The organism is Streptomyces sp. NBC_00273, assembly GCF_036178145.1.
Lineage (GTDB): Bacteria > Actinomycetota > Actinomycetes > Streptomycetales > Streptomycetaceae > Streptomyces.
The window spans coordinates 7,310,303-7,322,271 of record NZ_CP108067.1 but is presented as its reverse complement, the minus strand read 5'-3'; the positions used below and the strand labels follow the sequence as shown (position 1 = coordinate 7,322,271).

At 73.0% G+C, this 11,969-nt stretch carries 15 protein-coding genes; 4 read left to right on the top strand and 11 right to left on the bottom strand.

Annotation, left to right across the window (positions count from 1 at the left end; all coding sequences use genetic code 11):
- The first annotated feature begins 144 nt into the window (after positions 1–144).
- Positions 145–507, top strand: a complete 363-nt coding sequence (locus tag OG386_RS32705; protein ID WP_328791068.1) for a hypothetical protein — start codon at positions 145–147, stop codon at positions 505–507.
- Positions 508–574: 67 nt separating this feature from the next.
- On the opposite strand, the gene OG386_RS32700 is transcribed toward OG386_RS32705, so the two are convergent.
- The 6 genes from OG386_RS32700 to OG386_RS32675 form a co-directional block, all read right to left on the bottom strand.
- The gene (locus OG386_RS32700) at positions 575–1,030 is read right to left on the bottom strand and encodes a hypothetical protein (protein WP_328791067.1); all 456 of its coding nucleotides are present in this window, start codon (positions 1,028–1,030) and stop codon (positions 575–577) included.
- A 280-nt stretch (positions 1,031–1,310) separates the two neighbouring features.
- Positions 1,311–2,774 carry a ribosome biogenesis GTPase Der gene (gene der / locus OG386_RS32695; protein ID WP_327386206.1) on the bottom strand — a complete coding sequence of 488 codons (1,464 nt, stop codon included), beginning with the start codon at positions 2,772–2,774 and terminating at the stop codon, positions 1,311–1,313.
- Positions 2,775–2,850: 76 nt separating this feature from the next.
- Positions 2,851–3,438 carry a lysophospholipid acyltransferase family protein gene (locus tag OG386_RS32690; RefSeq protein WP_373041677.1) on the bottom strand — a complete coding sequence of 196 codons (588 nt, stop codon included), beginning with the start codon at positions 3,436–3,438 and terminating at the stop codon, positions 2,851–2,853.
- Positions 3,439–3,494: 56 nt separating this feature from the next.
- Positions 3,495–4,202 (bottom strand): (d)CMP kinase, encoded by a 708-nt coding sequence (gene cmk / locus OG386_RS32685; RefSeq protein WP_328791066.1) that lies wholly within the window; start codon positions 4,200–4,202, stop codon positions 3,495–3,497.
- A 155-nt stretch (positions 4,203–4,357) separates the two neighbouring features.
- Positions 4,358–5,446 (bottom strand): prephenate dehydrogenase, encoded by a 1,089-nt coding sequence (locus tag OG386_RS32680; RefSeq protein WP_327386204.1) that lies wholly within the window; start codon positions 5,444–5,446, stop codon positions 4,358–4,360.
- A gap of 131 nt (positions 5,447–5,577) precedes the next feature.
- The gene (locus OG386_RS32675) at positions 5,578–6,102 is read right to left on the bottom strand and encodes a YidB family protein (RefSeq protein ID WP_405786742.1); all 525 of its coding nucleotides are present in this window, start codon (positions 6,100–6,102) and stop codon (positions 5,578–5,580) included.
- A gap of 59 nt (positions 6,103–6,161) precedes the next feature.
- Between OG386_RS32675 and OG386_RS32670 the strand changes: the two genes are divergently transcribed.
- The 3 genes from OG386_RS32670 to OG386_RS32660 all read left to right on the top strand — a co-directional run bounded on the left by OG386_RS32670 (position 6,162) and on the right by OG386_RS32660 (position 7,781).
- On the top strand, positions 6,162–6,503 hold the full coding sequence (locus tag OG386_RS32670) for a DUF952 domain-containing protein (protein ID WP_328791064.1): 342 nt from the start codon (positions 6,162–6,164) through the stop codon (positions 6,501–6,503).
- A gap of 80 nt (positions 6,504–6,583) precedes the next feature.
- On the top strand, positions 6,584–7,072 hold the full coding sequence (locus OG386_RS32665; protein WP_328791063.1) for a Rieske (2Fe-2S) protein: 489 nt from the start codon (positions 6,584–6,586) through the stop codon (positions 7,070–7,072).
- 28 nt (positions 7,073–7,100) lie between these two features.
- Positions 7,101–7,781, top strand: coding sequence for a nucleotidyltransferase domain-containing protein (locus OG386_RS32660; RefSeq protein WP_328791062.1), 681 nt, complete (start codon positions 7,101–7,103; stop codon positions 7,779–7,781).
- Here OG386_RS32660 and OG386_RS32655 read toward each other — a convergent pair.
- Genes OG386_RS32655 through pnuC form a run of 5 tightly spaced genes read right to left on the bottom strand, consistent with a single transcriptional unit; the run spans position 7,770 to position 11,936 of the window.
- Positions 7,770–8,528: a nucleotidyltransferase domain-containing protein gene (locus OG386_RS32655; protein ID WP_327386200.1), complete on the bottom strand. Its 759-nt coding sequence runs from the start codon at positions 8,526–8,528 to the stop codon at positions 7,770–7,772. The two genes, OG386_RS32660 and OG386_RS32655, sit on opposite strands and share 12 nt — an antisense overlap.
- 3 nt (positions 8,529–8,531) lie before the next feature.
- Complete coding sequence (locus OG386_RS32650) at positions 8,532–9,542, bottom strand: ADP-ribosylglycohydrolase family protein (protein WP_328791061.1); 1,011 nt, start codon at positions 9,540–9,542, stop codon at positions 8,532–8,534.
- A complete protein-coding gene (locus OG386_RS32645) occupies positions 9,539–10,267 on the bottom strand; it encodes an NUDIX hydrolase (RefSeq protein WP_328791060.1) in 729 nt (242 codons plus the stop codon). The genes OG386_RS32650 and OG386_RS32645 overlap by 4 nt, the downstream gene beginning before the upstream one ends.
- Entirely contained in the window at positions 10,264–11,343 is a 1,080-nt protein-coding gene (locus tag OG386_RS32640) for an AAA family ATPase (RefSeq protein WP_328791059.1), read from the bottom strand. Before OG386_RS32640 ends, OG386_RS32645 begins: the two co-directional genes overlap by 4 nt.
- Positions 11,340–11,936 (bottom strand): nicotinamide riboside transporter PnuC, encoded by a 597-nt coding sequence (gene pnuC, locus OG386_RS32635; RefSeq protein ID WP_328791058.1) that lies wholly within the window; start codon positions 11,934–11,936, stop codon positions 11,340–11,342. Before pnuC ends, OG386_RS32640 begins: the two co-directional genes overlap by 4 nt.
- Positions 11,937–11,969: the final 33 nt, after the last annotated feature.

The following is an 11,969-nucleotide window of genomic DNA, read 5'->3' as shown; positions in this document are numbered from 1 at the left end:
GTGTGCGGTCCGTCCCGCACACCCCCGGCGATCTGTGTTTCCTCCCCTGTCACCCCGCATCCGCAGCGCGCCGGTTTCGTTGGCTGATACGTGCATGCATACGACTCCTCCCGCGCCCCGTCCTATCCGAGCACCGTCCCCTCGATGCGTCCCGCACGGGACCGGGACACCCCTCCGGCCGTCTCGCACACCCCGATCTACGACACGCTGTACTCGGAGTACCTGCGCGCCTTCCGGGCGCTGCCGGGCGACCGTACGGGCGAGGAGGACCACGGGTTCACGGCCTTCGCCTACGGGGGCTCGTACACGAGCGGCACCTCGTACGGCAGCGGTTGGAACGGCTCCGCCTGGCAGCGCGTCGACGGCTGGCAGCCCTCGTACACACCGCAGCCGCTGCCGGCGTACTCGTACGCGGGCAGCCCCGGATACGCCGACGGGCGACAGCACCAGACCGGGATGGCACACATCCCGGCGGCCCTACCGCCCGCCCCGCGCCGGGGCTATTGACCCCTCGGAGCATTGGGAGGCGTTCGACGGCCCACGGACGGCCCGGTACGGGGCCGGCTAACCACGGCTAGCCGGCCCCGTACCGACGGGCGACGAGGCGGACCTCCTGCACGGCGCCCGGCGGCTCCAGCAGCATCGTGCCGGCCTCCTGGCCCTGGTGGTGGACGCGCAGCCGGGGCCCGTCGGTCATCACGCGCAGCTCCGACCACGGGTGCCGCCACAGCAGGACGCAACGCTCCCACATCTGCATCCCGCTGCTGGTCACGCGCAGTTGGTAGCGCGGGCCCTCGTGCGGAGAGGGCGGGGTGTGTTCGGTGTACGGGGACCGGACGGTGTAGGTGCCGACCACGTTCTCCCCGGGCTCCAAGATCGCGTCGCGGGCGTCCTCCCGCAGGGCGATCCGGGCCCCCGACCAGCCGGCGAAGCCCGCCGTCACCACGGCCGCGGCAACCAGCACCCACCAGGGCAGGCCGGCCTTCACCCCCAGGGTGACGACCCCCGCCGCCCCGACGAGTGCAGCCACCGCGCCGGCGGCCGTCCCCCTGCGCCGACGGCGGCCGTCCCGGCCGCCTCCGTCGACTTCCCGGCCCTCGCCCATGTCCCCGCCCCGTGTCGTCTGACCTCCAGGAGAGCGTACGGGCGGCGGAGGCGGGTGCGGGAACCGGCCCTACGTCAACGGCATTGCGGCTAACCGGTCCGGGACTGCTTGTCGCTTGTCCTGACGGCCCGCAGACGGCCCGGGACAAGCGTCAAGCCCCCCGCCTGCGGAGAAGATGCAGGTGGGGGGCTTGATCAGGCTGGGACTACTTCTTCTTCTTGTACTGGGCGCCGCGCTTCTCGCGCACCCGCACCGAGATGTGGATCGGGGTGCCTTCGAAGCCGAACTCCTCGCGCAGGCGGCGCTCGATGAAGCGCCGGTAGCCGTGCTCGAGGAAGCCGGAGGCGAAGAGGACGAACCGCGGCGGCTTGCTGCCCGCCTGGGTACCGAACAGGATGCGGGGCTGCTTGCCGCCACGGATCGGGTGCGGGTGGGCGGCGACGACCTCACCGAGGAAGGCGTTCAGCCGGCCGGTGGGGACGCGCGTCTCCCAGCCCGCCAGCGCCGTCTCGATCGCCGGGACCAGCTTCTCCATGTGGCGGCCGGTGAGCGCCGAGACGTTCACCCGGGGCGCCCAGGCGACCTGCTGCATCTCGGTCTCGATCTCGCGCTCGAGGTAGTAGCGGCGCTCCTCGTCGAGCTCGTCCCACTTGTTGTACGCGATCACGATCGCGCGGCCCGCCTCGACGGCCATCGTGATGATGCGCTGGTCCTGGACGCTGATGGTCTCGGTGGTGTCGATCAGGATCACCGCGACCTCCGCCTTCTCGACGGCGGCGGCCGTGCGCAGGGAGGCGTAGTAGTCGGCGCCCTGCTGCAGGTGGACCTTCTTGCGGATACCGGCGGTGTCGACGAACTTCCAGGTGATGCCGCCGAGTTCGATCAGCTCGTCGACCGGGTCGCGGGTGGTGCCGGCCAGCTCGTTGACGACGACGCGGTCCTCCTTCGCCACCTTGTTGAGCAGCGAGGACTTGCCGACGTTCGGGCGGCCGATCAGCGCGATGCGGCGCGGGCCGCCGGGGGCGGCGCCGCCGAAGGTCTGCTCGGGGGCCTCGGGCAGGGCCTCCAGGACGGCGTCGAGCATGTCACCGGTGCCGCGGCCGTGCAGCGAGGAGACCGGGTGCGGCATGCCGAGGCCGAGCGACCACAGGGAGGCCGCGTCGGACTCGCCGCTCTGGCCGTCGACCTTGTTGGCGCAGAGCACGACGGGCTTGCCCGCCTTGCGCAGCAGCCGTACGACGGCCTCGTCGGTGTCGGTGGCGCCGACCTTGGAGTCGACGACGAAGACGACCGCGTCGGCGGCCTCGATGGCGTACTCGGCCTGGGCGGCGACGGAGGCGTCGATGCCGAGGACGTCCTGCTCCCAGCCGCCGGTGTCGACGACCTTGAAGCGGCGGCCGGCCCATTCGGCCTCGTACGTGACGCGGTCGCGGGTGACGCCGGGCTTGTCCTCGACGACCGCCTCGCGGCGGCCGATGATCCGGTTCACCAGGGTCGACTTGCCGACGTTCGGGCGGCCGACGACGGCGAGGACGGGAAGCGGGCCGTGACCGGCCTCCTCGATCGCGCCTTCGACCTCTTCGAGGTCGAAGCCCTCTTCCGCGGCGAGCTCCATGAACTCCGCGTACTCGGCATCGCCAAGTGCTCCGTGGTCGTGCTGGTCGTTCATGAAGTCCGTTCCTCGTCGTTCGTGGTGATCGGTGGTACCCGCGCAGCGCGGTTCCACTACTGGTTTCAAGTCTCGCTCAGCGCCCGGTGAGGCGCTTGGCGTCGGCCAGGTGGGCGGTCAGCCGGTCCTGGATGCGTACGGTGGCCTCGTCCAGTGCGGTACGGGTACGGCGGCCACTGCCGTCACCCGCGTCGAAGGCCGAGCCGAAGACGACGTCGACCCGGCTCTTGAGGGCGGGCAGGCCCTTGACGACCCGCCCCGGGGTGTCTCCGCTGCCCAGGACGGCCACGGGGACGATGGGGGCGCCGCTGCGGACCGCGAAGTACGCGAGGCCCGCGCGCAGCGAGGCGAAGTCGCCCTCGCCCCGGGTGCCCTCGGGAAATATCCCCAGGGCCCCTCCATTGTCGAGCACGCCGAGGGCGCGGCCTATCGCCGTCCGGTCGGGGCCGCCGCGGTCGACCTTGACCTGCCCGATCCCTTCGAGGAAGGGGCCGAGCGGGCCCACGTACGCTTCCTTCTTGATCAGGAAGTGCAGCGGCCTGGGCGCGGTGCCCATGACCATGGGGCCGTCGATGTTGTGCGAGTGGTTCACGGCGAGGATGACGGGGCCCGAGGCGGGCACCTTCCAGGCCCCCAGTACGCGCGGCTTCCAGAGCCCGTACATGAGCCCGATGCCGATGCGCCTGCCGACCGCCGCACCCTTGAGGGAGGGCGCTTGGCTCACTTGCGGCCCACCCGCTTCTCTTCCACCAGCGTCACGACGCACTCGATCACCTGGTCGAGCGTGAGTTCGGTGGTGTCCACCTCGACGGCGTCGTCGGCCTTGGCCAGCGGGGAGGTCTTGCGGCCGGAGTCGGCCGCGTCGCGCTTGATCAGCGCTTCCTTGGTGGCCGCGAGGTCGGTGGCCTCCTTGCCGCGGAGCTCGCCGCTGCGCCGGGCGGCGCGCGCCTCGGCGGAAGCCGTCAGGAAGATCTTGAGGTCGGCGTCGGGCAGGACGGTGGTGCCGATGTCCCGGCCCTCGACGACGATCCCGTCGGCCTCCTGGGCCGCCTCGGCGGCGATGGAGCGCTGCAGGTCGGTGATCAGGGTGCGCACCTCGGGGACGGCGCTGACCGCGCTGACCTTCGAGGTGACCTCCTGGGTCCGGATGGGACCGGCGGCGTCGAGGCCGTCCACGGTGATGGTGGGGGCGGCCGGGTCGGTGCCGGACACGATGGTGGGCTTGCCGGCCGCGATCGCGATGGCCTGCGGGTCGTCGGTGTCGACGCCGTTGGTGATCATCCACCAGGTGATGGCCCGGTACTGGGCGCCGGTGTCCAGGTAGCGCAGCCCGAGCTTGGCGGCCACGGCCTTGGAGGTGCTGGACTTGCCCGTGCCGGAGGGACCGTCGATGGCGACGATCACGGCGGACGGAGCTGCGGTTTCCACGGTGCGGGCACCTTCCTGGTTGCGCGTACGTGTCCGGGCGCGGCAAAGCGCCCCTCCCCAAGGTTACCGGCCCCGGGCGGCCCCCGTCCCCGCCGTATCTTCCGGGGGCCGGCCGGCCCCCGGGGCGCGCCCCCGCCCGCCGCCCGGCCGCCCCGCTACTGCTGCCGCAGCGCCCAGCCCCGCTCGCGCAGCTCGGCGGTCAGGCCGGCCACCGCCCGCGGCTCCACCATGAGCTGGACGAGGCCGGCCTGCTGACCCGTCGCGTGCTCGATCCGTACGTCCTCGATGTTGACCCCGGCCCGTCCCGCGTCGGCGAAGATCCGTGCCAGCTCGCCGGGCTGGTCGCTGATGAGCACGGCCACCGTCTCGTAGACCGTGGGCGCCGCGCCGTGCTTGCCCGGCACCCGGACCCGGCCCGCGTTGCCGCGACGCAGCACGTCCTCGATGCCCGCGGCGCCGCCGCGCCGCTTCTCCACGTCGGCGGACTGCAGGCCCCGCAGTGCCTCCACGGTCTCTTCCAGGTCGGCGGCGATCCCGGCGAGGACGTCGGCCACCGGTCCCGGGTTGGCCGACAGGATCTCCACCCACATCCGCGGGTCGGAGGCCGCGATCCGGGTCACGTCGCGGATGCCCTGCCCGCACAGCCGGACCGCGGTCTCGTCGGCCTCCTCCAGCCGGGCCGCGACCATGCTGGAGACCAGCTGGGGGGTGTGCGAGACGAGCGCCACCGCGCGGTCGTGGGCGTCCGCGTCCATCACCACCGGTACGGCCCGGGACAGGGCCACCAGCTCCAGCGCGAGGTTGAGCACCTCGTGGTCGGTGTCCCGGGTGGGGGTCAGCACCCACGGGCGGCCCTCGAAGAGGTCCGCGGTGGCGGCGAGCGGACCCGACTGCTCCTTGCCGGCCATCGGGTGCGTCCCGATGTACGCGGTGACGTCCACGCCGAGCGCCGCCAGCTCCCGGCGCGGTCCGCCCTTGACGCTGGCCACGTCCACGTAGGCGCGCGCGACCCGGCGCCCGATCAGGTCGGCCAGGGTGGCGGCCACGTGGGCCGGCGGTACGGCGACGATCGCGAGGTCGACCTGCTCCTTCGGGGCCTCGTCCGTGCCGGCCCCGAGGGCGGCCGCCGTACGGGCCCGGTCCGGGTCGTGGTCGGCGAGGTGGACGGTGATCCCCCGGGCGGACAGGGCGAGCGCCGCGGAGGTGCCGATCAGTCCGGTTCCGATGACGACGGCGGTTCTCACGAGGTACTCCCAGGGGCGAAAAGGCGAGCTGACGGACTGTCCGGCCAGGGTATCCAGCACCTGCGGCACGAGGGCCCGACCGCCCATCCCGTGGGACGGCGGCCGGGCCCTGGTGCGGCGCTCTCGGTCGGTCAGAACTTCTGCGCCCGGATGATCTCCTCCAGCGAACCGGTCGGAAGCTGTCCTTCCGGGCTCAGTTTGTCGACGGCCGTCGGCAGCGCCTGCGCGATCTGGTCAGCGGCCTCCTGCGGGCTGACGCCGGCCTGCGCGGCCGCCTTCTGCAGGGCCTCGTCGGGCAGCGCCCCGGCGATCTGGGCGCCGCTGACCGCCTGGTTGTCACCGGTGCCGATCCAGGATTGGGCCTGGTCGGCGAGGCCCGACTTGGTCAGCATGTCCATCAGCCCGCCGAGCGGGTTGCTCCCGCCGGCCTGGGAACCGCCGACCCCGCCCATGAGGGCGCCGAGCAGCGCACCGAGGACGTTGCCGGCGGCGCCGGCACCCCCGCCGGCGCTCCCGCCTTGACCGCCGCTCCCGCCCAGGAGACCGCCGAGAAGGGAGCCGAGGTCGTTACCCGCCATCGTCGTGCCTTTCGCAGAGGGACCGGGGCGCGCGGACAGCGCCGCACCCGGCTTCGAGACACGGACAATGTCACTCATAGCGGACCGTGCCGCCACCTGGCGCACACGTCCGTGCCCCCTGCGGTAGAACCATCCTCATGATCTTCCACATCGTCCCGCTCGCCGACTGGGCCGTCTCCCCCGAGCTCCCTTACGCCCCGCCCTCGCTGGAGGCCGAGGGGTTCGTCCACTGTTCCGCGGACCGTCCCACGGCACTCGCGATCGTCGACGCGCACTACCGGTCGGTACCCGGGATCCTGCTCGCGGTGGAGCTCGACGAGGGCGTGCTGACCGCCGAGGTCCGCCGGGAGAGTGATTCCGGCGGCCGATACCCGCATGTTCACGGCCCGCTGAACCGGGAAGCCGTGATCCACGTGTGGGAGGTCGTACGCACACCCGGCAGCCCTGCCTCACTGGCCCCATGGGAACCGGGCCGATGAACCGGCGCGGCAGGCTTCACCTGAGGCCCGCCGCAGGCCAGGATGCTGACGCCATCCGGCCACGAAGCGAGGAGAGACTCATGAGCGACCTCACGCACACCGCCCGGCGCACGGTACTGACGATCGGCGCGGCCGCCCTGGCCGGCGGCGCGATCACCGCCTGCGGCAGCGACGGCGGTGAAAAGGCCGCCCCGGGGGAACCGAACGAGGTTCCCGCCCAGCCCGCCGAGCCCGCCGCCCCGGCTCCCGCCACCTCGGCGGACACGGGCGCCGCGGCCGGCAAGGCCCTCACCAAGAAGGCGGACATTCCGGTGGGCGGCGGCAAGGTCTTCAAGGAGGAGAAGGTCGTGGTCACCCAGCCCAAGGCCGGCACCTTCAAATGCTTCACGGCGGTCTGCCCCCACCAGGGCTGCCTGGTCAACAAGGTGGAGGACGGCAGCATCGACTGCCCGTGCCACAACAGCAAGTTCGCGGTCGCCGACGGCGCGGTGACCAAGGGCCCGGCCACCAAGGGGCTGGCGGAGAAGAAGATCAAGGTCGCGACGGACGGCAATATCTCGCTCGCATAGCGGCAGGTCAGACGCCTAAGCTCCCCGGATGGACGATCTGACGCTGGTACGGGACCACACCGTCTACCGGTGCGTGATGGGCTCCCGGGCGTTCGGACTGGCGACGGAGGCGAGCGACACCGACCTGCGCGGTGTCTACCTCGCCCCGACGCCGCTGTTCTGGCGGTTCGAGAAGCCCCCCACCCACGTGGAGGGCCCGCGGGACGAGGAGTTCTCCTGGGAGCTGGAGCGCTTCTGCGAACTGGCCCTGCGGGCCAACCCGAACATCCTGGAGTGCTTGCACTCCCCCCTGGTGCACGAGGTCACCCCGGTCGGCGAGGAACTCCTCTCCCTCCGCGGGGCCTTCCTCTCCCGCCGGGCCCACACCAGCTTCAGCCGGTACGCGGCCTCCCAGCGCGGCAAGCTCCTCGCCGACGTCCGGGTCCACGGCGCACCGCGCTGGAAGCACGCCATGCACCTGCTGCGCCTCCTGCTGTCCTGCCGTGACCTGCTGCGCACCGGACGGCTGACCATCGACGCCGGCCCGCACCGCGACCGCCTGCTCGCGGTCCGCCGCGGCGAGCTGACCTGGGAGGAGGTCGACGCCTGGATGGCCCGCCTCCAGGAGGAGACGGAGCGCGCCCTGGACTCGACCGTGCTGCCGGCGGAGCCGGACCACGCCCGGGTGCAGGACTTCCTGGTCCGCACCCGCCGCGCGTCAGCCGCGTAGCACGCGCCGCCGTACGACGAACGCGTCGAGCGCGTCGTACGCCGTCGGTTGCTCGGGCAGCGCGGAAGCGGCCTGAGCCGCGTCGAGCACGGCGTGCAGCGCCTCGAGGTCCGCGCGCACGCCGCCGACGGGCGGGCCCTCGTAGCCCCCGTGTTCGGCGGCCACCTTGGCCTCGACGAGGGCGGCGAGGTACGGGGGCGCTTCCGGCACCTCGGCCAGCAGGGTCGGCAGGTGCGCCTGCACCTCGGCCGACCGCATGAGGTGGATGCCGGTGAGCAGCGCCCGGAACGCGTAGAGCAGCGGTTTGAGTTCGGCGGACTTCTCGAAGAGCCGCCACTGGGTGCCCGCGAACCCCCGGTAGTGGTGGGCGTGGTGGGAGGTCAACACGCCCGGGGCCAGCGCGATCAGTTCCTCGTGCGCCGCCGTCGTGTGGACCACGAGCGGGGAGAGCAGCTGCTCCAGGACGTAGCCGTTGCGGTTCAGCATCAGGCGGACGAACTTGCGCAGGTCGTGCGTGACGAGGTCCATCTCCACGTCGTCCCGGTCCCACATGCGGGTCCGGGTCTCCTCCGGCTCGCGCAGGCCCAGCAGGTCCTGCGCCGGGAGCAGGTGGGCGCCGCGCAGGTCGATGTCGGAGTCCCGGGACGGGAAGCCGTACAGGTGCGCGCCGGAGACCGTGGCGAAGAGCAGCGGGTCGGGCTGCTCCGCCACGACGGGGGTCAGGTCGATGCTCAGTGCGTCCAGCACGGGTCACGCGTCCCAGAGGGTGCCGAAGGCCAGGAGTTCGTCCCGGTACTCGATGCGGCCCTCCCACTCGCGGGGCCATACGTCGGCGCCGAGGTGGGCTCCGGCAAAGGCGCCCGCGAGGCAGGCGATGGAATCGGAGTCGCCGCGCGTACAGGCGGCCCGGCGCAGCGCGGTCAGCGGCTCGTCGGGGAAGAGCAGGAAGCAGTGCAGGGCGGTGGCGAGGGCCTCCTCGGCTATCCAGCCGTCGCCCGTGGCCAGGCACGGGTCGGTCTCCGGGGAGGGGGACCGCAGGGCGGCCGCGAGCCGGTCCAGCACGGCCAGGCACTCGTCCCAGCCCCGGGCGATGAAGGACTCCGCAGAGGCGTCGGACGCGGTCCGCATCCACAGGTCACCCAGCCAGCGCTCGTGGTAGCGGGTGCGGTTCTCCAGGGCGTACGAGCGCAGCCGCCCGACGAGCCCGGTCACCTCGGCGCCCTCGGCCAGCAGGTACACGGCCCGGGCGGTCAGGTCGGAGGCGGCGAGCGCCGTCGGGTGCCCGTGGGTGAGGGCCGACTGGAGCTGCGCGGCGCCCGCCCGCTCCTCCTCGGTCCAGTCCGGCACCAGCCCGACCGGGACCACCCGCATGTTGGCGCCGCAGCCCTTGGAGCCGATCTGGCTGGCGTCGCGCCAGTCCCGGTCCGGGGCGTCGAGCAGCCGGCAGGCCGTCATGCAGGTGCGGCCCGGGGCCCGGTTGTTCTCCGGGGAGTGGTACCAGTCGACGAACTCCTCGCGGACCGGCCGGGTCAGGCGCAGCGGGCCCACCGGGCCGCGCCCGGCCGCCGTGCGCATGCCGCGGGCCAGGGCGAGGGTCATCTGGGTGTCGTCCGTGACGATCGCCGGGCGCGGCAGGCTCATCTCGCGCCAGGGGCCCGTCTTGGCCAGGATCGAGGGCACGTCGTTGAACTCGGTCGGGAAGCCGAGGGCGTCGCCCAGGGCCAGGCCGATCATGGCGCCGGTCGCGGCTCGTTTGGTCATCGGGTGGATCCTTCCGGTCGCAGCAGGGGTGGGTGGAGGGTGGTCGCCGGACCGGGCCGGTAGAGGGCGGCCGGTTTGCCGCGGCCGCCGGTCAGCCGGGCCGCGCCCGGCACGGCCTCGACGAACCCCGGCGTCGCCAGGACCTTGCGGCGGAAGTTGGGACGGTCGAGGCTGGTGTTCCAGACGGTCTCGTAGACGGACTGGAGCTCGCCGAGGGTGAACTCGGGCGGGCAGAAGCCGGTGGCCAGGCAGGTGTACTCCAGCTTGGCGCCGATCCGCTCGCGTGCGTCCGCCAGGATCACCGCGTGGTCGAAGGCCAGTTCCGAGACCTCGTCCAACGCGGTCCAGCGGGCGTGCGCCGCGTCCCCGCCGCCCCCGGCCGCCGGCTCCGGCAGGTCCGGGACGAGGGCGGTGAAGGCCACCGACACCACCCGCATCCGGGGGTCGCGGTCCGGTTCGCTGTACGTGCGCAGCTGCTCCAGGTGGAGTTCGGCCACGAGCCGGTCCGGCAGGCCGGTCTCCTCGGCCAGCTCGCGCCGGGCGGCGGTCTCGGCGGACTCCCGCGGCAGGACGAACCCGCCCGGCAGCGCCCAGGCACCGGCGTACGGTTCCTGGCCGCGCCGGATCAGCAGGACGTGCAGGGCTCCGCCGCGCACGGTGAAGACGGCCAGGTCGACGGTCACCGCGAACGGCTCGAAGGCGTACGGGTCATAGCCGGCGGTCATCGGTTCTCCGGAAGGGGGTCGGTGAAGTGCCAGCCCTCGGCCAGCAGCGCGTCCACGGCCCGGACGGCCGCCTCCAGCCGGACCGCCCGGTCGCCGCGCACGACGAGGAAACGCCTCCCGGTGCGCTCCAGTTCCGCCCGGAACCGCTCGGTCATCCAGGGCCGCAGGTGCTCCCCGTCCCGCAGTCCGTCGTCCTCGAAGGGCACGTCGGCGTGGTCGGTGAGCAGGTACAGGTCCCGCCGGGTGAGGTCCGCGATCCGCTCGACCTCCGCGTTGCGGCCGCCCATGTACCGCTCGTGCCAGATCCCGGTCGCGAACGAGTCGGTGTCGCAGAACAGCACCGGGGAGCCGAGCCGGGCCGCGTGCTCCTCGTCCGCGTCCTGGTGGCGCGCGATGACCGGGAACTCCTGCGAGGTGAAGGAGACGTCCGCCCAGGAGGCGGCCGGGTCGGCGGCGCGGGCCGCCGCCAGCTTCTCCTCGCTGTACCGGCGCCCGTACTCGGCGACCCAGCCCGTCTTGGCCCATACGCCGCCGCGCCGCCGGTAGTGGTCCGCCAGGGCCCGCGACAGCGTGGTGGTCCCGGTGGACTCCGCGCCGAGGACGACGACCCGTCGGGTCAGGGCGGCCCGCACGGCCGGCCCGAGGAACTCCCAGGAGCCGGCCGGGTCCCTGCGCACCGCCGTACCGGACACCGGGAACAGCGTCCGTTCCCGGTCCACCAGGACCTCCTCGGCGCCGAACCGCCGGGCGAGCTCGCTCCCGTACTCCTCCGAGGTGAACACGGCGTCCACCCGCCCGGGCACCGCGCCGCGGAAGACGGCCATGTGCGCCTCCCAGATCTCCGGGTCGTGCAGGTCGACCGGGATGTCGTCCACCGCGCCGACGACCTCGGCCCCGGGGTGCGCCTCGCGCATCCAGGCGACGCGGTCGGCGAGCGGGACCGACTCCACCGAGGCCGCGCACACCAGTACCGTCAGCCGCTCGCACTGGTCCTGGGCGGTGCGCACGAGGTGGTGGTGCCCGGCGTGCGGCGGGTAGAACTTGCCGAGGACCAGGCCGTGCCCGTGGCGCCTCATGCCGTCGCCTCCGCCGCCGTACGGGTCTCCCGCGCGGGCAGGGTGCGCCGCCAGCCGAGGAGTCCGACCACGCACAGGGCGAGGAAGCCCACGTAGAGCGCGGAGGTCAGGTAGAGGCCCTTGTGGGCGTAGAGCGGGATGTAGACGAGGTCGGCGGCGATCCACAGCCACCAGGACTCCACGAGCTTGCGGCACTGTCCGTACGTGGCGACGAGCGAGAGCCCGGTGGTAGCTGCGTCCCAGAAGGGGACGGTGGAGTCGGTGGCCCGGCCCAGCAGCAGGGTGAGCGCGAGCACCCCCACCGCCCCCGCCGCGGCGAGCCCGGCCCATTCGGTGCGCGTGGTGCGGCGCACCGGCAGGGCCTCGGCGGATCCTGGTCCACCCCCGTGGGTCCAGGACCACCAGCCGTAGGCGGCGAGGGCGATGAAGACGATCTGGAGCCCGGCGTCGGCGTAGAGGCCGGCCTGGGCGAAGAGCACGATGAAGAAGACGTTGTTGGCGATCCCGATCGGCCAGTTGGCCACGTGCTGCCGGGCGACCAGCCAGACGCACAGGGCGCCGGTGGCGAAGCCGAGCACCTCGGTCCAGCTCATGCTCCAACTCATGGCGACCCCCTCACTGTTTAA

Bases quoted from the DNA above. Each gene is read 5' to 3' on its own strand.
- OG386_RS32650 (WP_328791061.1), bottom strand. From the start codon at position 9,542: ATGACCAAACGAGCCGCGACCGGCGCCATGATCGGCCTGGCCCTGGGC.
- OG386_RS32640 (WP_328791059.1), bottom strand. From the start codon at position 11,343: ATGAGGCGCCACGGGCACGGCCTGGTCCTCGGCAAGTTCTACCCGCCG.
- OG386_RS32690 (WP_373041677.1), bottom strand. From the start codon at position 3,438: ATGTACGGGCTCTGGAAGCCGCGCGTACTGGGGGCCTGGAAGGTGCCC.
- OG386_RS32670 (WP_328791064.1), top strand. From the start codon at position 6,162: ATGATCTTCCACATCGTCCCGCTCGCCGACTGGGCCGTCTCCCCCGAG.
- OG386_RS32660 (WP_328791062.1), top strand. From the start codon at position 7,101: ATGGACGATCTGACGCTGGTACGGGACCACACCGTCTACCGGTGCGTG.
- OG386_RS32665 (WP_328791063.1), top strand. From the start codon at position 6,584: ATGAGCGACCTCACGCACACCGCCCGGCGCACGGTACTGACGATCGGC.
- OG386_RS32675 (WP_405786742.1), bottom strand. From the start codon at position 6,102: ATGAGTGACATTGTCCGTGTCTCGAAGCCGGGTGCGGCGCTGTCCGCG.
- OG386_RS32645 (WP_328791060.1), bottom strand. From the start codon at position 10,267: ATGACCGCCGGCTATGACCCGTACGCCTTCGAGCCGTTCGCGGTGACC.
- der (WP_327386206.1), bottom strand. From the start codon at position 2,774: ATGAACGACCAGCACGACCACGGAGCACTTGGCGATGCCGAGTACGCG.
- OG386_RS32705 (WP_328791068.1), top strand. From the start codon at position 145: ATGCGTCCCGCACGGGACCGGGACACCCCTCCGGCCGTCTCGCACACC.
- pnuC (WP_328791058.1), bottom strand. From the start codon at position 11,936: ATGAGCTGGACCGAGGTGCTCGGCTTCGCCACCGGCGCCCTGTGCGTC.